The following is a 21521-nucleotide window of genomic DNA, read 5'->3' on the forward strand; positions in this document are numbered from 1 at the left end:
GGTGAAGCATAGTTTATATGGATGAGGTACAGAAAGGCTGCAGGAATATGGAAAAACCGGAATATAGAAAACTGGAAGAGGAAGTGACTGGAGCAGAAATGCAAGGAGCAGACCGTTCGGACGAAGAATGGTCTGCTGCAGGTAGGCAGAAAATAAAACTGCCGGAAGCAGAGAGCGTCTTTCAACTATTGATTGCGCTTCTGGAAGAGCAGGAGCAGGTAAAGATAGATTATGAACTTCTAAATTAGAATACCGATACATAAAATGGATGGGATAAGCATATAAGCTGAGATATAGCGATTTTTTTCTTTTAAGTTTCATCAATGTGCACAATAAATTAATTGTATTTTAGGTCGAAATTTGTTATAATCAATAACAAGATAATTCAGTAAAAAGAAGATCAGGAGGATTTAATATGTACCGTATTTCGAATTTAACAGAAAATGATGATATTAACACACTGGAATCTATGGGACCTTTTACCGTAATAGAGTATGAACGTGATTTAAGCGTAATGCCTTCAGACGCACAGAGAGCATATTTCTGCAATGCAATGAATATTCGCAAGAGACAGGTAATCTGTGATATGACCAAAGCCAATATTACACTTCAGGCAGGAGCAATGCAGTGGATGGTTGGTAATGTAAATGCCACAACCGGAATTAAAGGCGTGGGTGATTTGTTCAGTAAAGCCGTACGTGGAAAAGTTACCGGTGAATCAGCAATTAAGCCGGAATATACCGGAGACGGCACCTTAGTGCTGGAGCCGACTTACAAACATATTTTGCTGATCGATGTGCAGGATTGGAATGGTTCTATTGTATTGGATGACGGTTTATTCCTTGCCTGCGACTCTAATTTAAAACATAAGGCGGTAATGCGGTCAAATCTTTCTTCAGCGGTAGCCGGCAATGAAGGGCTTTTTAACCTCAGTGTGAATGGTGCCGGTGTGTTATGCCTGGAATCTCCGTCTCCCCGGGAAGAACTGATTGAGATTACTTTAAATAATGATGTACTGAAAATTGACGGGAACATGGCGATAGCATGGAGCGGCAGCCTGGATTTTACAGTTGAGCGTTCCGGAAAAACACTGATCGGTTCAGCTGCATCAGGTGAAGGACTTGTGAATGTTTACCGTGGCACGGGAAAAGTACTCATGGCACCTGTGGATAAGGGAATTGCTTAAAGCAAAATGAAAATGAATGAAGAATAAGAAACATTTTTTAGAAAGCACGTCTGAGCGGATGTGCTTTTTACTTTGCAGCAATTTACCGGACCTTACCATTACGTTGTCCGTGGAAATTAAAATTGATACGCGTTATAGAAACGTTATTTTTATATGCTAAGATCATTTCTGTAATAGACAGGAACATGACTTGGAACTATTACAGGAAAGGATGGTTAGATATGGGAAAAATGATATTGGAAACAAAAAATTTATCAAAAAGATTTGGAGAGCAAATGGCAGCCAACCAAATTTCGCTGCAAATTGAGCAAAATAGTATCTATGGGCTTCTTGGTCCCAATGGTGCAGGGAAATCCACAACCCTTAAAATGATTGTTGGGCTTCTCAGACCTACGGAAGGGCAGATTATCTTTAAGGGAAAACCCTGGAAACGGGAATCTCTTGCAAAAATAGGTTCTTTGATAGAGGCACCCGCTCTATATGGAAATCTTACAGCAGAGGAAAATTTACTGGTGCATACAAGGCTTCTGGGAATCCCAAATGAAAGAATTCCCGAAGTACTGAAAACGGTTGATCTTAAAGATACCAAAAAAAAGAAAGCATCACAGTTTTCAATGGGAATGAAACAGCGGCTCGGAATCGCGATAGCCCTGCTTAATAATCCGGAATTACTCATTCTGGATGAACCTACCAATGGGCTTGACCCTTTTGGCATTCAGGAATTACGTGAATTTATTTCTTCTTTGCCGGAAAAGGGAATTACGGTAATTCTATCCAGTCATATCTTATCGGAAGTTGCCCAGGTTGTTGATGAAATCGGGATTATCAGCGGAGGAAGGCTTTTATTTCAGGGTGTGCCTAATCCCAATGAAGATCTGGAAGCGTTTTTTACGGAAGTAATTATCAAAGGGGGAAAAGCAGGATGAATGGTTTAAAATCGGAAATGTTAAAATACAAAAGAACATTTATGAGAAAACTGATTGTATGGATTCCTTTGTTTTTTGCACTCTATTCCTTAGTGATCAGAATGCTGGTCCCGACCCTTTCCAACTCATGGAGAGGTATTATGGTTTTAGTATTTAACTGGTGGCCATTGATATTCCTGCCCCTTGGTATGGGACTGTTTGCCGGCATGGCAGCCGCTCAGGAAAAGAAAGCCGGAGATTACCGCGCACTTCTGGTACATGATATCTCGCCGAAGGCTGTCTGGGTACATAAGGTGGCAGCCATGGCAATTCACAGCCTGTTATCAGCACTGGTTCTGTTTTTTTCCATTATAATTTCCGGACTGTTCTCCTCAAAAGGTGAGATACCCATATACCAGATGATAACCGGTTGTCTGGTATGCTGGCTGGTATCTCTTGTGCTGATTCCCATACAGCTATGGGCGGCTGCCTGGAAGGGAATCCTTTTCAGCATGGGAGTTGCGTTTGCAGGGATGATAGCAGGGGTAATGGCAGCACCGCAGTCTTACTGGTTTCTGGTACCCTGGTCCTGGGCAACGAGGTTAATGTGTCCGATTATTGGGGTTCATCCCAACGGTACTGAATTGAAATCCGGTAATCCGCTGCTGAACAGCTCTGTAATCCCTGTTGGAATTGCTGTGTCCGTAATTCTGTTAATTATCATAACTGCAATTTCAGGCGTTTGGTTTAGAAGGAGGGAAATACATTGATCAGATTATTATTATCAGAATGGTTGAAAACAAAACGAACAGCGATTCGATGGATTACTTTTTGTATGCCTGTAATCGTTGCCCTTTGCATAGTTGCCTATCTGTCAATCCGCAGTGGCGTTACATCTGAGTTTGTTTATGAAGGTTTTTTTGTTGTGTGGACGGCAATGATTATTCCGGTAGGGGCGGGTGTTCTGTCAGGATTTATGATACAAGAGGAAGAACTGGCAGGAAGTTTTACCGGGTTTTTGAACAATCATATTTCCAGAATGAAGTTGTATATGGGGAAGTTTCTGATGTTAATTTTCTGCCTGACGTGCTGCACATTTATTGCGATACTTATTCTCTGTATCGGAATGAAGGTGGTTATATCTGATGGAGGTAATATTTTTTTATTTATATCTGCGGCACTTCTTGCTGTAGTTGGTGCACTTCCTGTACTGTCCATACATTTGTGGGTAAGCCTGCTGTGGGGAATGGGGGCATCTATCGGAATCAGCATGGGTGGAATCCTGATGGCTGCTTTGATCGGGGCAACCGGTCTTGGAGGGAAAATTTGGATGATCATTCCCTGGTCCTGGCCGGTAAAAATGGCAATGCTGCCGGCAGTTTGTTTTCAGACCGGGTCTTCAACTGCAAATATTTCCGGGAGCGGAATATTAATATTAGAACTTATCCTGACCGCATTCGGGCTTTTTATTTTTCTGGCTGGCGGAATTATCTGGTTTAATAGATGGGAAGGCAGAGAATTAAGGGAATAACTGCCAAATACGGTAAGTAGTGATTACCAACTTTTTCATAAACTTGACCAATAGGGAAAATTGGCGGATACTATATGGGCAGGCTTTTAAAAGCCTGTCCTAAACGTTTTGGAATGGGAGGCGATGTAAAATTGAGTAAAATATTAATTATTGATGATGAAAGAGAATTGACTGCTTTATTAGAGAAAAAACTAAAGTCAAAAGGGCATGAAGTACTGATTGCAGATGACGGCAGGAGAGGTATTGAACTGGCAAAGAGACAGCCGGATCTTATTATACTGGACATTATGATGCCGGAAGCGGACGGTTTTGAAGTCTGCCATGCCATACGAAACGATGTGTTATGTCCGATTATATTTTTAAGTGCCAAACAATCGGAAACTGATAAAATCAAGGGGTTGACTCTTGGCGGGGATGATTATATCACAAAGCCCTTTGGATTAAGGGAGTTAATGGCGCGAATTGAAGCTAATTTACGGCGTGAAAAACGGTCTCAATATATCAATACAGAGCAGAAGCGTCCGAAACTGTATTTTGGCAGCCTCTCCCTGGATTTACGGGGACGGACAGTTCACATTGGCAATGAGGAAATTTCCCTTACAAAAAGAGAATATGAGATTGTAGAACTGCTTGCCCTCCATGCGGGGCAGGTATTTTCAAGAGAACAGATCTATGAAAACGTATGGGGATATGATTCGTGTGGAGATGATACAACGGTAGTTGAAAGGATTAAAAATATCCGCACCAAGTTTGCAGCTGTCACGCCTTCTATTCCTTATATCGCTACGGTTTGGGGAATTGGGTATAAGTGGAATAAAATGTAGAAGGGGAAATCACTATGAAAAAACGGTCACTTGCAGCGCAATTCCGTATCACACTGGTTTTAATTGTAGTTACCAGTTTAATTGCATCATTGCTTACCTATGCAGGTGCAATAATGCTGTTTCGTCAGGCTGTTAATAACAATGAGATCAATCCACAGGATTATTATGAACAGCAAATTCCCAGAATAACAGACTATGTCCGGGATAAAAAAGCAGATATTCTGTCTTTATCCAGCGAAGAGGGTCTGAAAAATATCATTCAGGAAACCGGACTTACTTATCAGGTAGTAAATGGGGAAGGCAATATTTTATATGGCACATATCCTGACCGGCTTTTTAAAACGAAAGAAGAGCTCTATGACAACCTGAATATGACGCTGCTCATCTCCGGAAATTATGTTCGTATAGTACCGGTTATTGGCGATGACGGAAAAATACAAGGAGCAGTTTCCCTCGCCTATCAATTAAGCTTATCTGCTGTAAATAAAGGGAATGAATGGCTAAACTATGCAATTATCCTTGTGGCTTTCTCACCAGTGTTCTATTTCATAGCATGTATTATTCTGTTTTCCAGGAGGCTGACGAAAAATATAACCAGTCCACTGCAGCTTTTAAAAGAAGGCTCCCGTCAGATAAAAAATAAAAATCTGGATTTTGAAATCGATTATCATTCCGATAACGAGCTGGGTGAACTTTGCACTGCTTTTATGGAAATGAAAGATGAACTGAAAAAATCCCTGTCAGCCCAGTGGAGGATGGAACAGGAACGGGTAGAAATGGTGGAGTCATTGGCACATGACCTGAAATCGCCGCTGTCTGTGATAAAGGCATACGCAGAAGCGTTGATTGATGATACAAAAGTGAATGAGGAACAGCTGCAATACCTTAACGTTATCGAAGAAAATATAGAAAAAAGTGTCTCACTGGTACAGCAAATGCAATATACCTCGGATCTTGAAAGATCATCTGTCAAGCTCCATCTGATTCCGGTAAATCTGCCTGAATTTATGGAGCAGAAAGTACATGATTATGAAGTCCAGGCGGAGAGAAAGGATATCTCCATCCAATTAAATATCCGGGGAGATATACCGGACCCGTATATAACAGATCCTGGCAAACTGGAGAGAATACTGGACAATATTTTATCGAACAGTCTGCAGTATACCCCAACGGGAGGGAGAATAACAATAACGGTAAATGCTGTAGATCAATGTATCTCATATGAAATCAGTGATACAGGTATAGGATTCAGTACGGAAGACACACAAAAAGTATTTGAAAAATTTTACAGAGGCGATAAAGCCCGGCAAACCAAAGACGGACATTCCGGTCTGGGATTGTATATCGCCAGGCAGTTAGTGGAGCTACTCGGTGGAACTATTAAAATCGGTAACCTGAAATCCGGTGGGGCGTGTGTTGTATTTGAGCATAAAATCTTTGTGAATGAGTGAATAGAAACGAATGGGAAGCTTTATGGGGAGATTTTATTTTGTGGAATTGATGTTTCCGAAAAGGTGAGAAAAGAAATGAATTTTCAATGATTATGTGGTAATATATGGATAAATGTTCTGTTTCGGCAGTATATGGAGGTACGATTATGACAAAAATTGAAAATCTTAAACCAATTATATTTCAAATTGAGGATAATGATGCTTCATTAAAAGAATTTGAAGAGAGACTGCAGACTGCTGAATCGGAAAAGGTGCAGGATCTCATATTGAATTATCCAACTGTTTATATCCATAACTGGCAGGAATCAAATGATTATGAAGTCTATATAGGGGAATCAAATAATGTAATTCAGAGAACAAAACAGCATTATAAGGAAGCAAACGATAAAAAGAAATGGCAATACCAGCTGCATAAGAACAGAGCAAGGCTGTTTTTGATTGGTCATGAGCATTTTAATAAATCTCTGACCCTTGATATTGAAAACCGGTTGATGCATTATATGATGAGCATAGAGCATGTTAAAAAAGTACATAATCAGAATGAAAATCCCCAAAATAAGTACTATACGGTTGAGGAACTGGATGTTATTTTCCATAATATATGGAGTAAATTAAGAAAAGAGGATCCGAATCTGTTTCCAACAGAAACAGAAATTAAAGATTCAGCTATATTTAAGGCATCTCCGTTGCATAAAATGACACCGGAGCAATTGCAGGCAAAAGAATTAATTATCCAAAAGGTGATTCGTGCAATGCAGGGGAATCAGACAAAACAACTGATATTTATTGAAGGGGAAGCGGGAACCGGAAAGACCGTGTTAAACAGCAGTACCTTTTATGACTTGATTACAAAAGCAGGGGATCTGGGCATGGATCAATTACAATGCTATATGATGGTAAACCATACTGAGCAGATAACGGTATATGAGCAGATTGCAAAGAAACTTGGCATAACGGATAAATTTGTATGCAAACCCACAACATTTATTAATCACCATACAACGGAAGATCCGGTGGATGTGGCATTTATAGATGAAGCACATTTATTATTAACCCAGGGCAAGCAATCCTATCGGGGAAAAAATCAATTGCAGGATATTATTGACAGAGCTAAAGTGACGGTGGTCATGTTTGATGAAAACCAGATACTGACAACAGAGCAGCTTTGGGAAGCTCAGGTACTGGATCATTTTAAAACGCTGGCGAAACAAAACCATAATTATATGGAGTTAAAGAATCAGTTAAGAATATCAGCGGATAAAGCAACCGTAAATTGGATTGATGCTTTTACGAAATCCCGGAAACTGAATAAGATTCCAGCTGACAAAACCGGCTATGAGATTAAAATTTTTGACCAGCCGGTGGAACTTGAATTGGAGATAAAGAGGAAGATATCTACAAAAGACTGTGCACTCTCCAGAATGATTGCTACGTATGACTGGGAATACAGCGCTAAAAACCGGGCAAAAGACAGGTTAAGGAAATATTGGGAGGTTAGCATTGGAAACTGGCATAAGCCCTGGAATTATGAGTTGGAAAAAGAACTGGACCGGAAACAAAAGAAGAAAATCAAATCATTGTCCTGGGCGGAACAGCCGCAGACGGTAAACGAGGTGGGATCAACTTTTACCATTCAGGGGTTTGACTTAAATTATGCAGGTGTAATATTAGGACCGTCTGTAAAATACCGCAATGGAAAAATTATATTTGATCCGGTGGAAAGTCATAATGCAAAAGCTATTCAAAATCGTACCTTATCAGACGGAACAAAAGAAAAGTTTGGTGAGATATTAATACAACATGAGGTAAGAGTGCTGATGACACGTGGTGTAAATGGACTTTATATTTACGCCTGTGACGCTGAACTGAGAAAAGCGCTGAAAGAAGCTGCAGCCGCTATTTAGTGAGGATAGAATATGAATGAAAATACAGTAAAAGAATTAATGGAAAAAGTTAAAAATTTTTGTGAAGAACGGGATTGGGACCAGTTTCATAATCCCAAAGACCTAGCCATCGGAATTTCTACAGAAGCAAATGAACTGCTTGATATTTTTCGGTTTAAATCAGAGAAAGAAATGAGTCAATTCTTCACAGATCAGTCAAAGAGAGAGCATATAGAAGAGGAATTGGCGGATACTTTGTTTTTTATTCTGCGGTTTGCCCAGATGAACCATATAGATCTGGGGGTTATATTAGAGAATAAGATTCATAAGAATGGCGAGAAGTATCCGGTGGAAAAGATTAGAGGGAAGAATTTGAAATATGATGAGATATAGTAGTAGCAAGTAGCAAGGGTAAAAAATGCTTTCTGCAGGCTGTGCGTAAACGCTGAGTGTATATGCTTGTATAAAGAGGTACACTCACGAAGAAAATTAATCATTAAAGACTGTCTAGAAGGAGGTATTTTTAATGTTAATTAAATACATTCTAATCTATGTTATTATTTTGTTGGCAATTTATTTTGGCAATGATAAAATTGTTGATTTATTAAGTGGAAATCAAGTACTTATTAGATTTGTTGAACTGACACTGCCGTTAACGATACCGAGTTTAGTATATTTTTTTCAAGTAAACAAAGATAGACACGAACGTGTAGAAAAAGAAGAAGAGAAAAAAGGTAAAGCCCAAAAGGATGAGGAGGATAAATTCGAGAGATCATTACCTTTTTTTTATGTAAGGAATGGTACGATTTTCGCAAGGAATCCACAAAAGTCGCCCATCTTAAATGTGAAAATTCAAATTGGAACTATTAAAAATGATTTTTCGGTATTAGGAAAAATAGGCACAAAAGGAGCTATTCATTCAGAGGATAATATTCCTATAGGTGGCATGGTAGACGGAGATGAAAAAAATATAGATAGTCTTTTGGAAAACAATAACATCTTTAAAGATATCAGGTGGTTTGTATTGTCTGCTATAACGGCAACGAATGATACTGTTTATTTTACTTATTTACCATGTATGAAAATGGGGTGGCACTTTTACAGAAAAGATGATTCTGACAAATCAATGATAGTTAAATATATCGGTGATAATAGTTATTGTGAACTGGCAAAACTACTAGTGACTCATGTTGAGGAAAATGGAGTTCAATTTTCTTTTAGAGAAAGTATTCTGAATGATGCAGTCGCTTGCCTGGAAGAAAATGATCTACAAGGAGCCTTTGCTCAGATTATTAAACTAGTTAGATGTGTGAAAGAATTACCCAAATGTGAAATTCTTTATGTGTTGTACAACTCATATTTGATGCTACATCAGTTGGAAAGTTTCCAAAAGATTGAGCCTAATTATTTTCAAGGGAACTTATCTGAAAAATGTGATTTTACAGATAAGTACATGAAGCAATTAGAAAACAGGGATCAAGAATCTATGATGATAGAGTATCTGCAAGATATTATTAAAATTGTAAATGAAGATGGAAATGTATCTTTAGATTTTTGGTTACGCAATGTGGAAGTTTATATTCGAGACCAGAGCCGTGTTTCGAATGCAAATTGTTTGAAGGTAAAACTCAGACAAACAATACCACCGCTTGTGGGTGGTTTAATTGATTAGATGATATGGAATGAAATATTTAATTATGCGATTTTATTATTTTGCTCAGATAGAAAAAAGTTATATAGTACACGATACATGAAACTTTTTGTAAAAAACAAGAGTTTAACAAACCCCCAAAATAGCATTTGATTAATTATGAAAATTATCAATATTTATAGCAAAAAAGTTCTAAATATATCTACTTAAAAACGAGATGAAATGAGTATGCTAAATAAATCAAAAACTACACCAAGCCCCTAAAATATAGGTGGAACAGGTGAAGGGAAGGAATCAAAATATGATAAAAATCCTATTCGTCTGCCTTGGCAACATCTGCAGATCCCCCATGGCAGAATTTGTTTTCAAAGATATGGTAAAAAAAAGAGGTCTCAGTGATTTATTCATCATTGACTCAGCTGCAACCAGCAGCGAAGAAATTGGAAATCCGGTTCACCCCGGAACAAGGAAGAAATTAAAGCAGTACAATATTTCTGCAGATGGGAAAAGAGCTATACGCCTGACCGGGAATGATTATCAGAAATATGATTATATTATCGGAATGGAGCAGGCTAATATCCGGAATATGATTCGGATTATGGGAGAAGACAGGGATAATAAGGTATTTAAGCTCCTGGACTTTACTAACAATCCCGGAGACATTGCGGATCCCTGGTATACCGGTAATTTTGACCGGACTTATGAAGATATTTACGAAGGCTGTGAGGGATTGTTAGAATATGTTTTAAGGGAACAATAGCTTGAATGCAGTTGTACGAATCATGCAGTACCGGTAGGACCCTCAAGACCGTCTGCTCCGGTCGGTCCGGTAGCCCCATCGGGTCCGGTGGCGCCGGTAGCCCCATTTGCGCCGGTAGCGCCTGTTAAGCCGGTAGGCCCGACAGGACCATCGGATCCGGTAGCGCCGGTAGCGCCGTTTGGTCCGGTAGGACCGGCAGCCCCATCTGCCCCAGTAGACCCCGTTGAACCGGTAGCGCCTGTTGGTCCGGTAATTCCGTCTGCCCCGGTTGGCCCGGTAGCCCCAATAGGTCCGGTACTACCGGCAGCGCCGGTAGCTCCCGTGGCACCGTTAGAACCTGTGGGTCCGGTAATTCCGTTTGCGCCGGTAGCCCCTGTGGCACCCGTTATTCCGGCAGCGCCGTTAGCGCCTGTAGGCCCGGTAGCTCCGATTGCCCCGGTAGCCCCGGTGTTTCCGGCAGCACCGGTAGAACCCACAGCTCCGGTGGGACCCGTGATTCCGTTTGCACCAGTAGCGCCAGCAGCACCTGTGGGTCCGGTAGTACCGTTTGCGCCGGTAACACCTGTATTACCACGTGGTCCGGTGCTTCCGGTGGCTCCATTTGGTCCGGTAGCGCCACTTGCACCAGTGGGACCAGTGATCCCATTCGCACCGGTAGATCCGGTAACCCCGGTAGGTCCGGTGGAACCATTCGCGCCGGTAGCCCCTGTGTTGCCCATCGCACCGGTGGCGCCGGTAGCTCCGTTGGGTCCGGTAGCGCCGCTTGCGCCGGTAGGACCAGTGATCCCATTCGCGCCGGTAGGTCCGGTAACTCCAGTGGGTCCGGTAGAACCATTCGCGCCTGTGGCACCCGTGCTGCCGGTGGGACCGGTACTGCCGGTAGCGCCGTTTGCTCCTGTAGCACCTCTGGCACCAGTGGGTCCGGTTGAGCCATTCGCACCGGTAGCTCCTGTAGCACCTGTAGGACCTACACTTCCATCTGCGCCGGTGGGACCAGTCGGCCCTGTAGGCCCGGTTGGCCCGGTGGGTCCCGCATCCTGCAGTAAATCAATGCCATACAGCTGATTATCGTTATACATATCTATCACTCCTTTAATACATTTTTTGTTACATCAATAAAAAAACAAATATTATCAATGTACTATTAAATATGCAGGGAATTATAAAGTAGTGAAAATGAATAGAATTTCTGTCATAATATGCAAGGATCTCCGTCAAACTTATATTTATAATTTCAATAGAAGATATCTTTATTCCCATTTTCCACCACAAAACCCCCAAATAAGTGCTGACTTTTTTATAATGGTAGTGTATAATAAATGCATATGTTCACATAAAATAAAATGCAAGGGGAAAAACTATGACTGAGGAAAGACAACAGGAACTTAAGAAATTATTAGTCAGCAATGACTTTCAGGTTGAAAAATATAAAGAGCTGGATATGCAGGAGATTATCATTTTATGCCAGACTGGCAGATCTTTAATGGAACAGAATAAAGAAGATGAAAATGCATTTAAGTTTTTTGAGACAAAATCCAAGTTTCTCTATAATGTAGTTTTGGAAAAACTGAAAGTGTTAGAAGAGATGTTTGTTTTATTTTCCAAGGGAACCAACATGCCTTATATTCATTGCGATGAAGATACATTTAATGACCAGATTTTTATATTCTCCAGAGAGCAGTTTGCTCAACGGGAAGCAGCAAAATTAAATGAGGAAAAGAAACCGGTACAGATTATTAAATTCAATAAGGACCAGTTCCTTGGTTTTTACATAAATTTATTCCCGATGGGAGCAAATGCAGTTGTAATTGACCGTGGAGTGAATTCTCTTGAAATCCAATTGGAAGAATTATGTAAGAAACCGGACTATACCAATGCTCCAAAAGAAAAAATACCGGTTTTGAATCCGGAACTGCAGCTGACAGCTCTTTATTTCATGCAGGAACTGAGAAGACCTGTTGAAAAAGAAGAAAAACAGGGATTACGGGAATTAGAAGAAGAAATGCTGGTTAATATAAGAAGAGGCAACTATCTGGTGCCGATTCAATTCAAGGAATTAAATGAAGGCGAAGAAGAGCCAAAAGAACTGACCAGAGATAATAAAAATATTATGGTACCATTTGTAAAATACGAGAATGGCGATGTTTACCAGCCGGTATTCACAGACCCCGGAGAATTCCATAAATTTAATAAAGAAAAGAAATTCAGGGCTATTGCAATGCCTTTCCAGAATCTGAATAAAGTAGTTGTGGAGCAGGCAAAGGGAATTGTCTTAAATCCAATGGGCTTTAATCTGCTTCTGGTAAAAGGACAGCTGAATACCAAAGGAGAATAGAATGACGATAAATAAACCGCTCAGACTGGCACTTAAAGCGTTGTCTTATGGAGGAATTGAAATAGATTCAGCCAGACATATGGCTAATCTTAAGGCAATTGATCCGCTGAAGATTTTCTATAAGACAATCGATGATAAGATATACAATGGTGATTATCAGGTGCCGGTCAGAATCTATATGCCGGATGAAGATATTCTGACCGGGGAAGGAACAAAAGGAAACACCTGCCCGGTTCTGATTTTCATTCATGGCGGCGGATGGGTTACGGAAAGCGTTGAGAATTATAACCGTGTTTGCGCCCGTATGGCGAAAAGTACCGGTCATGTAGTTGTATCGATTGAATACAGGCTTGCGCCGGAACATCGTTTTCCTATCGGGCTTATGGATTGCTATGCAGTAGTTAAGGCAGTCTATCAGAACCGCATGATTTTAAATGTTGACCCTGAGCGAATTACAATTATCGGAGACAGTGCCGGAGGCAATCTGACGGCAGCGATCTGCCAGATGGCAAGGGACAGAAAAGAATTCGTACCCCAGAGGCAGATCCTGATCTATCCGGCTGTCAGTAATGATTATTCTGAAAAATCCCCCTTTCTATCCGTGCAGGAAAATGGGACGGATTTTCTTTTGACTGCCAAGAAAATGAGTGATTATCTGGATCTGTATCAAAGTTGTGACGAGGATCGGCAGAGTCCGTATTTTGCACCGCTTCTGGCACAGGATTTTTCCAGTCTTCCTAGAACACTGGTTATTACGGCAGAATTTGACCCTCTCAGGGATGAAGGGGAGGAGTATGCAAGAAAATTAATAGAAGCGGGAAATGCAGTGGAGGTGCATCGTATTAAGGATGCCCTGCATGGTTTTTTTGCGCTTGGGATTATGAGTTATCATGTTCAGGAGAGTTTTGAAATTATAAACAGTTTTTTAAAGGGGGTCTAGGAAATGGCTGAGACCAAGCTGGCCCGTTGGCGAAAATTAGATAACGCGGCGAAAATATTTCCGGCTACCAGCGGGAAGAAGGATACCAGGGTATTTCGCTTTTCTTGTGATTTAAGGGAAACGATCCGGGAAGAAATCCTTCAGGAGGCGCTGGATAAAACCATTGAGGCTTATCCGATGTTCTGCTCTGTGATGCGGAAAGGATTTTTCTGGTTTTATCTGGAGAAAAGTTCCCTGCATCCTGTTGTAAAGGAAGAGAGTAAACTTCCCTGCAGCAATATCTATGTCCGGGATAAGAAGAGTCTTTTATTTGAAGTAACCTATTTCAAAAACAGAATTAACTTTGAGGTTTTCCATGCACTGACAGATGGTACGGGTGCCATGCAGTTTACCAGGGAACTGGTGAAAAATTATATTCTAAAAGCCCACAAAGAGGAATTTCCGGAAGAGATACCTCTGGACAGTCAGGATCTTACCGATGCAGATATGGAAGACGACAGCTTCTTTAAATATTATTCTAAAACAAAATCAGATGAGAAACAAAAATCTGTTCATTCCTATCAGCTTCGGGGATTGAAATCAGATTATGAAAATATGCATATTACGGAAGGAATGGTGTCCGTAAAGCAGCTTTTGGAAAAGTCCAGGGAATATGGTGTGTCGATGACCGTATTTCTGACGGCAGTTTATCTGTGTGCCATTCACCGGGAAATGAGTCCCAGACAGGAGAAATATCCGGTAGTTCTGATGATTCCGGTTAATCTGCGCAAGTACTTTCCATCCCAGTCCATGCTTAATTTTTTCAGCTGGATTGATGCCGGATTCCAGTTTGAAACGGGAGTTACCACATTCAAAGACGTGGTAAACCATGTGAAAGAGTTTTTTAAAATTGAACTTACCAAGGAGCGGGTTGCAGGCAGGATGAATGAATTCATGAACCTGGAACAGAATCCTTTTTTGAGAGTGGCACCGCTGGCGCTTAAGAATCTCTGTCTGCAGGCAGCGGCAAAGTTTACCTCTAAAAATGTAACCGCAATCTTTTCGAATATGGGTGTTGTGGACATGCCGGAAGTATACGGGCCTTATATTAAATGGTTCCATGTGTTTACCAGTACGCCGAAAACGGAACTCTGTATGTGTTCCTTTGAAGACCATGTTGTTTTAAGCTTTACCTCCAGGTTTGAAAGTGAAAATGTTCAGCGGAATTTTTTCCGCATTCTAAACGAACAGGGCGTTGAAGTGGAGATGCTAAAGGATAAATACCCGGAAAAGCGAAAACCGGTGTATCCCGGAATGCAGTTCTTTAAACTGTTTTCCTTTTTATGTCTGGCGGCTGTGGTAATCTGTGTTATGGCAAATGTAATTATTACACCTCATAGTATCTGGTCACTCTTTGTGGGGGGAGCCATGCTCTGTATGTGGCTGGCACTTGCAGTTGGATTTTACAAACGACGAAATTTACTGAAAAATGCCATGTGGCAGCTGCTGCTTATCATTGCCTGTTGTCTCGCCTGGGATGCTTTTACCGGGTGGAACAGGTGGTCCATTGATTATGTACTGCCGGGTATCAGCCTTCTGACTACGATATCGATCCTGACAATTTCCAAGGTACAGCAATTAGGACCACCGGAATATATGATTTATTACGTAATGTCCGCAGGTGTTGGAATTGTTCCGTTTCTGCTGATATTGACTGGATGTGTAGGTGTCCACTATCCTTCTGTGATCTGTTCCGGACTGTCATTTTTATTTATTGCAGCATTGGTTATATTTAAGTGGAAAGATTTTATGGTGGAACTGCATAAGAAATTTCACTTTTAAGGATATAAAGCGGGAATCCCCGCTTTTTCATTTCCGCAAAGTTCACAAACAGGGTTCGTATTTCAGGGAGGATAAAAAGATGCTGGTAATAAACAGTTTAGAAGAAGGCGCTTCGGTTTTTAAAGCGTTGGGCTCTGATCTCAGAGTGAATATCATAAAGCTGCTTATAAAAAATAATGAAATGAATATGCGGGAACTGGCATCGGCGCTTCATATTACAAACGGTGCCATTACCAGCCATATAAAAAAGCTGTCAGAAGCAGGGATTATCGATGTGCTGACAGAATGCGGCGGCAGGGGAAACCAGAAAATCTGCAGGCTTAAGGTGAATGAAATTCTGGTGGATGCAAAGGAACAGGATAAAAAAGAAATGACTCTGTTAGAGACAGAATTTATGGTGGGGGATTATTGTGATTACGAGGTATACCCCACCTGTGGTCTGGCTACCGGGGATCACCGGATTGGCGGATGGGATAATCCGGAAGATTTTGCAAGACCTGAGCATGTGGATGCAGGTATTATCTGGTTTACCCAGGGATATGTAGAGTACAATATGTCCAGACTGCTGTCACCGGGGCACCATATTTCCCAGATTACGCTCTGTTTTGAGATTTCATCCGAGGCACCCAGTTATAACAATGAATGGATGTCGGATGTTACTTTCAAACTCAATGGGCAGTCACTTGGAAAGTGGACAAGTCCCGGAGACTTTGGAGGAAGACATGGCATTTATACGCCGCTTTGGTGGAGCAGAAGCCTGAATCAGTACGGTCTTTTAAAACTGGTAGTCATCAGCCGAGGCGGTACATATGTAGACGGTCTCCAGATATCGAATGTGGGGCTGGATCAGTTACGGCTGGAAGATGCAGGGGTAATCCGGTTTCGATTTGAAGTAGAGAAGGAATCGGAACATGTGGGCGGACTCACGTTATTTGGTGCGGGATTCGGGAATTATAACCAGGATATTATGGTCCGGGTACATTATGAAAATGAATAGATCAGGGCATGTATTCGCTCTTAAGACCAGCTTTGTGGCGACAGCCTGAATTTCGAAAAGATGGGGCATAGAGGAATTGCGTGGACGTCTGCGGTCAGTCGGCAGAGTCCATGTAATTCCTCTATGCCCTATCTTTTCGTATACGCCCCCATCCGCATAGCATCTATTTCTCAACAAAACCTGAATTTATTAAATCTGTAGCTTTAAAAGTGTTAACTTTAAAAGTTTATCCCCCTATTTTGACATTCCCGCGTTTTTGTTATATAGTAAAAAGTAGGGAAAAATATCAAAGTATACAGATTTTTTTAATAGGACGGGGGGTTCTATGGAAGAAAGACGTCATCATCAAATCATTTTCCAGCTAAAAAGCAAGATTATTGTTATTTTTGTTGTCTGTGTTATTATTCCAAGTATTTTCTTTTTAGGCTTTTTTGTAAAAAGCTATTTTTCTTATGCGCTAAAGAGCATCATTGCCGAGAAGCAGAACATCATGAAAGAAACCCATAAAAATATTGAATTACAGTTCTCCAGTTTCAAGGACACTTCAATGTCCCTGTATTATAATGAGGCTGCCAAAAATTATATTAACAGAGAAGACTATTCCAAAGAGGATAAGTACATATCCCAGTTGCTAAGCAGTATTGTGAATTCTGAGAAATATATTGTTTCCGCAGTACTGGACCTGAATGGGATTATATATAATTCGGGTTATCACTATCTGAATTGGGAGGAGTACCTGGATGAACATCTGGAGCAGGTCCTTGATAAAAAAGGGAAGGTGATCTGGATTCCAACGCAGCAGATGTCTGCATCCTACAATCAGAGACCGAAAAACTTTGCACTGGCGAGAGCGATCAACTCTGCGAATCAAAATGTAGGTACCCTGTGGCTGTTTTTCTCAGAAGATCTGTTCACGAATATTTTAAAAAATCCCATATATCATGAAGAAGGCACGGATTATTATATTGTCTCCAGGAACAGGCATATCGTTACCAGCAATTATGAAGAAGAGACAGGGGTGTTTCAAAATGGAGAACTGTTTACGAAGGCGCTCATGCAGCAAAACGGATCCTTTTCCTATCAGGACCCGGATACAGGAAAAGAAAAGACGGTGGTTTGTTCCTCATCCGAGGTGAATGACTGGGTACTTTTAACAGTGACGGATCAGAGTGTTATTTTTAAGGATGTAAACTATATTAAATGGATGGCTTCGGTGATAGCATGCCTCTATGCGGTTTTTTTGTTTACTGCCTATTATATTTTGTCTCACTATATTTTCAAACCAATGCAAAATCTCAGTACGGGCCTGCGCAGAGTATCAGAGCGGGATTTCCAAAGGATCAGGGAAACCGGAAGCGCAGATGAAATGGGAATGCTGACAGCAAATTTTAATTATATGGTGGATGAAATACAATGTCTGATCCGGGATATCAGGGAAGAAGAAAAGGCCAAGAATGAAGAAAAGATCAAAGTGCTCTCTATGCAGATTGGACCGCATTTTATCTACAATACCCTGAATACCATTAAATGGATGGCAGCAGCCAATAAGCAGACGAACATCAAGAAGATGATAGAGTCCCTGATTAAACTAATGGTCAGCGTTACCTATAATACTAATGAGGAAATCACTCTCCGGCAGGAAGTAGAACTGCTGGGCTGTTATGTCTATATCCAGAAAATGCGTTTTATGAATTTTGATTTTGAATATGATCTGCCTATGGAATTGGGGAATTTAAAAATATTAAAGCTGATTCTGCAGCCTTTTGTGGAAAACTGCATTCAGTATGCATTTGGAGATAAGCCGGATGGGGGCAGAATCCTCATGGAGTTTTACAAAGAAGATGCACTCTATGTAAAGATCACAGATAATGGAAAAGGGTTTAATACCGGTGTTCTGGCGGATTGTAATGCGAAGGATACCTCAAAAGGAATGGATCACGTTGGCATTGTAAACGTAATGGAGCGTATCCGCCTGAACTATGGTGAAAGCTATCACGTGTCTATCGTAAGCCATGAGAACGAAGGAACGGAGGTTTTACTGCGGCTTCCGGTTATTGGTGAGGAGGAAGGTATAAATTTTGATTAATATAGTAATTGTAGAAGATGAAATGCTGGTCCGCCTGGGCATGAAAATGTGTCTGGATGAATATTCCGCTGAAATGAAAGTGGCTGCGGCTTTTGGCTCCGGTGAAGATGCAGAACGTTATTTTCAGCAGAATACGGCAGATGTGCTGATTACGGATATTCGTTTGACCGGTGAGACAGGGCTGGATCTGATCAGGCATCTGAAATCCCAGATGTCCCATATGGCAGTCATTGTTCTGAGCTGCTATGAGGATTTTTCTTATGCCAGAAGTGCCATGGAACTTGGTGTGGATAAATACATATTAAAGCATGAACTGTCAGAAGATGAGCTTCCCAAACTGGTTTCCGAAATTTATCAGAAAAAATTAAAAAAGGGCATGATCTCCAAGGGCAGAAATGATAATCCGGTTTTTTTTGAAGACGGAAATGGAGATAAGCGCTATCGTATTGCTTATATAAACCTGAGAGGAACCGGAGAGCGGACAACAATCAGTGAAGAAAATACAGATTATGATTTTCTCGTTGAGATCCTCCAGGAAATATTGAATATTAACCACATGGGAGAATGTTTTTTGAGACACGGAAAGGAAGTCTTCTGTATTATGCGGTTTGAACCGGAAGAGACATCCGATCAGATCAATAAAAAAGTACTGGATTTTTATCAGAATGCCAGAAAAAATATGAAGAATTATTTTAATAAAAATCTATTTCTGTCCATTACGGACATATTTGACAGTCTGAGTCAGGTGAATCATTTTTATAAAGAAGCCAAAGAGGGATGCAGCCTGTCTTTTTACTATGAAACTTCCAGACTGATAGAACTTCACAATTCCACGTCCCGGGAGCAGATAATGCCGGCGCCTGTATTTGAAAAAGAAGAGGCATTTAGTGAGCAGTGGATGGAACAGGCATCTGTACAGATGGAACGGTTCTTAAAAGCGGAAAAGGAAGCAAACCGGCCGCCGGAAGAGGTAAAGCTGCAGGTGGTAAAATTTATACATGATATGGAAGATTATCTGAGTAAATATTACCAGACAGAACTTTATAAATTATTCTCCAAGGAAGAATCCCCCAACTATATTCTGGTAAATAGTTTTGATTCGGGGCAGGAGCTGCTGCTATGGCTGTCCGATATCCGAAAGCGGGTACAGGCTTATCTCATGGACAAAGAGAGTATGGCTGAAAAAATGGAATCCTATCTGGAAGAGCATTATGTCAAGGATTTGCCGCTGAAAGAGGTTGCTGAACATTTTCATATGAGTACAGCCTATTTCTGCCAATATTTTAAGAAACATACGGGGGATACTTTCGTTCATTATCTCAATTGCCTGCGGATTGAAAAAGCAAAACCACTGCTGCTAAAGGGGGAAGAGTCCGTTGAGGAAATTGCTGCAAAGGTAGGAATTATGAATAGCAATTATTTTTTCCGGGTATTTAAACAGATCACCGGGAAAACAGTAGGCGAGTTTAGAAAAGGCGTTTTTATGGATTCTGATATAAATTATGTGAATAAATCATAATATCGTGAACAGGCAGTTAGGAAAGTGGAAAAGACAGAAAAATATTGAATAAATGAATAAATTTTCTTACTAGTGATAAAGAAGCCTTCTTGTTAGAATAAATATATCAAATGATATGGGAGGTATCAATATGAAGAAGAAAATGATCAGTGCTTTATTGTGCGTAAGTATGGCGGCAGGTATTTTGTCGGGATGCGGAGGCGGTACGGAGCCGGCACAGATGCAGGCCAGGGATACAAAGGCTTTGGAGACTACAGAAGCGGCGGCTGAAACAGAAAAAGCAGAAGAAACACAGGCAAAGGCTTCTGAAACCACCGGGGCAGTGACAGAGAAGACGACAGAAAAGAAGACAGAAAAAGAAAGTACGGGCGGGGATGCAAATGCGGGAGACATTGGCGGAAAACTCGTGGTATGGGAGCATACGGCGCAGTTTGAGGCACCTCTGAAAGCTGTAATCGAAGGATTCAATAAGAAATACCCCAATGTGGAGATAGAGTACCAGATTAAGACCTCCGATCAATATTACAATTTGCTTCAGACAGCGATGCAGGCGGGCGAAACACCGGACTTGTTCTGGACAAACGGCACAGCTACCACGAATCTGGAGGCTTACGTAAAACAGGGACTGTTAATGGATCTGACCGATAAAGTGGATTTTTCTTTATACGACGGAACAAATGCAATGAGCCTGGTTAAGGTAGACGATAAAACCTACGCATCTCCTACAGCAGAAGTAGGTGGACGAGCTGTATTCTATAACAAAGATATTTTTAAAGAACTGGGACTGGAAGTACCGAAGACATTCAGTGAATTTGAATCGGCTCTGGCAAGTATCAATGATGCAGGTTATCTTCCGATTTCCTTTAGTGCTTCCGATCCGTGGGCAATCTTATTCCAGTTTGAACCGGTCCTGGCAGCGACGGCATTGGATTGGATTCAAGGATATGTAGATACCGGAGAAGCGAAAGTAAACGATCCGAAAGTGGTAGCCGCATATAACAAGATGTTAGAATGGGCAGATAAAGGATATTATGGGCCTGGATATACCGGAGTGGATGAGTCCGGTGCATTGCTTGCATTCTCCAAAGGTGACGCGGCAATGTGTATCGAAGGAACCTGGAATATCCAGACTATCCAGGAAAATAACCCCGAGCTGAATTTTGGCGCATTCCAGCTTCCTACGGAAGATGGTAAAAGACCGTTTGTAGGAACCAGTTCCGTTGGTTTTTCCGTCAGCAAGGACACGGAAAATCCGGATGCAGCACTTGCATTTGTGAACTATTTTTCTAGCCTGGAAGGGCAGACAGCCTGGATTAAATCTTTAGATTCCATTCCGTGTACCGATAAAATTGTATCGGAAAATGAAGTAATTAACGAAATTGCCCAGTTTGATATCCAGACGGAAAGCTACTACAATATTCTGGGATATTTGGAGATAGAGGGGGAAAGCCCCAGAAATGTATGGGAAGAGGATCAGACAAAAGTATTTACCAAAGGTATGACAGCACAGGAATTTACGGATGAACTTGCGGCACTGACCCGTTAAAACAGGATAAACGGATAGGAAAGGGGTGTTGTACCATCCAGACGGGTGTTTGTACAGCACCCCCTGATTTTATAATGAAAGGGGTG

Annotated in this window: 18 protein-coding genes and 1 pseudogene; 18 read left to right on the forward strand and 1 reads right to left on the reverse strand. The window is 41.1% G+C overall.

The window, feature by feature from the left end; translation table 11 throughout:
* The first annotated feature begins 17 nt into the window (after positions 1–17).
* The 11 genes from QR40_RS20015 (at position 18) to QR40_RS20065 (ending at position 10191) form a co-directional block, all read left to right on the forward strand.
* Complete coding sequence (locus QR40_RS20015; RefSeq protein WP_044296519.1) at positions 18–248, forward strand: hypothetical protein; 231 nt, start codon at positions 18–20, stop codon at positions 246–248.
* 167 nt (positions 249–415) lie between these two features.
* On the forward strand, positions 416–1186 hold the full coding sequence (locus QR40_RS20020; protein WP_027296679.1) for an AIM24 family protein: 771 nt from the start codon (positions 416–418) through the stop codon (positions 1184–1186).
* A gap of 221 nt (positions 1187–1407) precedes the next feature.
* The gene (locus QR40_RS20025; RefSeq protein ID WP_044296520.1) at positions 1408–2112 is read left to right on the forward strand and encodes a lantibiotic protection ABC transporter ATP-binding protein; all 705 of its coding nucleotides are present in this window, start codon (positions 1408–1410) and stop codon (positions 2110–2112) included.
* Complete coding sequence (locus tag QR40_RS20030; RefSeq protein ID WP_027296681.1) at positions 2109–2861, forward strand: lantibiotic immunity ABC transporter MutE/EpiE family permease subunit; 753 nt, start codon at positions 2109–2111, stop codon at positions 2859–2861. Before QR40_RS20025 ends, QR40_RS20030 begins: the two co-directional genes overlap by 4 nt.
* Positions 2858–3622 (forward strand): lantibiotic immunity ABC transporter MutG family permease subunit, encoded by a 765-nt coding sequence (locus QR40_RS20035; RefSeq protein WP_027296682.1) that lies wholly within the window; start codon positions 2858–2860, stop codon positions 3620–3622. Before QR40_RS20030 ends, QR40_RS20035 begins: the two co-directional genes overlap by 4 nt.
* 131 nt (positions 3623–3753) lie before the next feature.
* Positions 3754–4446, forward strand: coding sequence for a response regulator transcription factor (locus QR40_RS20040; RefSeq protein WP_044296580.1), 693 nt, complete (start codon positions 3754–3756; stop codon positions 4444–4446).
* A 14-nt stretch (positions 4447–4460) separates the two neighbouring features.
* Positions 4461–5897: a sensor histidine kinase gene (locus tag QR40_RS20045; protein WP_044296521.1), complete on the forward strand. Its 1437-nt coding sequence runs from the start codon at positions 4461–4463 to the stop codon at positions 5895–5897.
* Positions 5898–6043: 146 nt separating this feature from the next.
* Positions 6044–7801, forward strand: coding sequence for a DUF2075 domain-containing protein (locus tag QR40_RS20050; RefSeq protein ID WP_044296522.1), 1758 nt, complete (start codon positions 6044–6046; stop codon positions 7799–7801).
* Between the two features lie 12 nt (positions 7802–7813).
* Positions 7814–8173: a nucleotide pyrophosphohydrolase gene (locus QR40_RS20055; protein WP_044296523.1), complete on the forward strand. Its 360-nt coding sequence runs from the start codon at positions 7814–7816 to the stop codon at positions 8171–8173.
* A gap of 133 nt (positions 8174–8306) precedes the next feature.
* On the forward strand, positions 8307–9452 hold the full coding sequence (locus QR40_RS20060; RefSeq protein WP_044296524.1) for a hypothetical protein: 1146 nt from the start codon (positions 8307–8309) through the stop codon (positions 9450–9452).
* A 280-nt stretch (positions 9453–9732) separates the two neighbouring features.
* Entirely contained in the window at positions 9733–10191 is a 459-nt protein-coding gene (locus QR40_RS20065; protein ID WP_027296687.1) for a low molecular weight protein-tyrosine-phosphatase, read from the forward strand.
* 53 nt (positions 10192–10244) lie between these two features.
* Here the strand turns inward: QR40_RS20065 and QR40_RS20070 are convergent.
* Positions 10245–11222 (reverse strand): annotated as a pseudogene (locus QR40_RS20070) (exosporium protein); the annotation flags it as partial.
* Positions 11223–11551: 329 nt separating this feature from the next.
* On the opposite strand from QR40_RS20070, the gene QR40_RS20075 reads away from it, so the two are divergent.
* The 7 genes from QR40_RS20075 (at position 11552) to QR40_RS20105 (ending at position 21435) form a co-directional block, all read left to right on the forward strand.
* Positions 11552–12526: an SseB family protein gene (locus tag QR40_RS20075; RefSeq protein WP_052378043.1), complete on the forward strand. Its 975-nt coding sequence runs from the start codon at positions 11552–11554 to the stop codon at positions 12524–12526.
* A gap of 1 nt (position 12527) precedes the next feature.
* Positions 12528–13466: an alpha/beta hydrolase gene (locus QR40_RS20080; protein ID WP_027296689.1), complete on the forward strand. Its 939-nt coding sequence runs from the start codon at positions 12528–12530 to the stop codon at positions 13464–13466.
* Between the two features lie 3 nt (positions 13467–13469).
* A complete protein-coding gene (locus tag QR40_RS20085; RefSeq protein ID WP_044296525.1) occupies positions 13470–15287 on the forward strand; it encodes a DUF6320 domain-containing protein in 1818 nt (605 codons plus the stop codon).
* Positions 15288–15366: 79 nt separating this feature from the next.
* Positions 15367–16284, forward strand: a complete 918-nt coding sequence (locus QR40_RS20090) for an ArsR/SmtB family transcription factor (RefSeq protein ID WP_044296526.1) — start codon at positions 15367–15369, stop codon at positions 16282–16284.
* Positions 16285–16609: 325 nt separating this feature from the next.
* Positions 16610–18370, forward strand: a complete 1761-nt coding sequence (locus QR40_RS20095) for a cache domain-containing sensor histidine kinase (RefSeq protein WP_044296527.1) — start codon at positions 16610–16612, stop codon at positions 18368–18370.
* Positions 18363–19889 carry a response regulator transcription factor gene (locus QR40_RS20100; protein WP_044296528.1) on the forward strand — a complete coding sequence of 509 codons (1527 nt, stop codon included), beginning with the start codon at positions 18363–18365 and terminating at the stop codon, positions 19887–19889. Before QR40_RS20095 ends, QR40_RS20100 begins: the two co-directional genes overlap by 8 nt.
* Before the next feature lie 130 nt (positions 19890–20019).
* The gene (locus QR40_RS20105; protein WP_044296529.1) at positions 20020–21435 is read left to right on the forward strand and encodes an ABC transporter substrate-binding protein; all 1416 of its coding nucleotides are present in this window, start codon (positions 20020–20022) and stop codon (positions 21433–21435) included.
* Positions 21436–21521 lie beyond the last annotated feature (86 nt).

It is taken from the genome of Robinsoniella peoriensis, assembly GCF_000797495.1.
Classification (GTDB): domain Bacteria; phylum Bacillota; class Clostridia; order Lachnospirales; family Lachnospiraceae; genus Robinsoniella; species Robinsoniella peoriensis.

Excerpts from the sequence above, each read along its gene's own strand:
- QR40_RS20015 (WP_044296519.1), top strand. The coding sequence starts at position 18 with ATGGATGAGGTACAGAAAGGCTGCAGGAATATGGAAAAACCGGAATAT.
- QR40_RS20020 (WP_027296679.1), top strand. The coding sequence starts at position 416 with ATGTACCGTATTTCGAATTTAACAGAAAATGATGATATTAACACACTG.
- QR40_RS20025 (WP_044296520.1), top strand. The coding sequence starts at position 1,408 with ATGGGAAAAATGATATTGGAAACAAAAAATTTATCAAAAAGATTTGGA.
- QR40_RS20030 (WP_027296681.1), top strand. The coding sequence starts at position 2,109 with ATGAATGGTTTAAAATCGGAAATGTTAAAATACAAAAGAACATTTATG.
- QR40_RS20045 (WP_044296521.1), top strand. The coding sequence starts at position 4,461 with ATGAAAAAACGGTCACTTGCAGCGCAATTCCGTATCACACTGGTTTTA.
- QR40_RS20050 (WP_044296522.1), top strand. The coding sequence starts at position 6,044 with ATGACAAAAATTGAAAATCTTAAACCAATTATATTTCAAATTGAGGAT.
- QR40_RS20055 (WP_044296523.1), top strand. The coding sequence starts at position 7,814 with ATGAATGAAAATACAGTAAAAGAATTAATGGAAAAAGTTAAAAATTTT.
- QR40_RS20060 (WP_044296524.1), top strand. The coding sequence starts at position 8,307 with ATGTTAATTAAATACATTCTAATCTATGTTATTATTTTGTTGGCAATT.
- QR40_RS20065 (WP_027296687.1), top strand. The coding sequence starts at position 9,733 with ATGATAAAAATCCTATTCGTCTGCCTTGGCAACATCTGCAGATCCCCC.
- QR40_RS20075 (WP_052378043.1), top strand. The coding sequence starts at position 11,552 with ATGACTGAGGAAAGACAACAGGAACTTAAGAAATTATTAGTCAGCAAT.
- QR40_RS20080 (WP_027296689.1), top strand. The coding sequence starts at position 12,528 with ATGACGATAAATAAACCGCTCAGACTGGCACTTAAAGCGTTGTCTTAT.
- QR40_RS20085 (WP_044296525.1), top strand. The coding sequence starts at position 13,470 with ATGGCTGAGACCAAGCTGGCCCGTTGGCGAAAATTAGATAACGCGGCG.
- QR40_RS20090 (WP_044296526.1), top strand. The coding sequence starts at position 15,367 with ATGCTGGTAATAAACAGTTTAGAAGAAGGCGCTTCGGTTTTTAAAGCG.
- QR40_RS20095 (WP_044296527.1), top strand. The coding sequence starts at position 16,610 with ATGGAAGAAAGACGTCATCATCAAATCATTTTCCAGCTAAAAAGCAAG.
- QR40_RS20105 (WP_044296529.1), top strand. The coding sequence starts at position 20,020 with ATGAAGAAGAAAATGATCAGTGCTTTATTGTGCGTAAGTATGGCGGCA.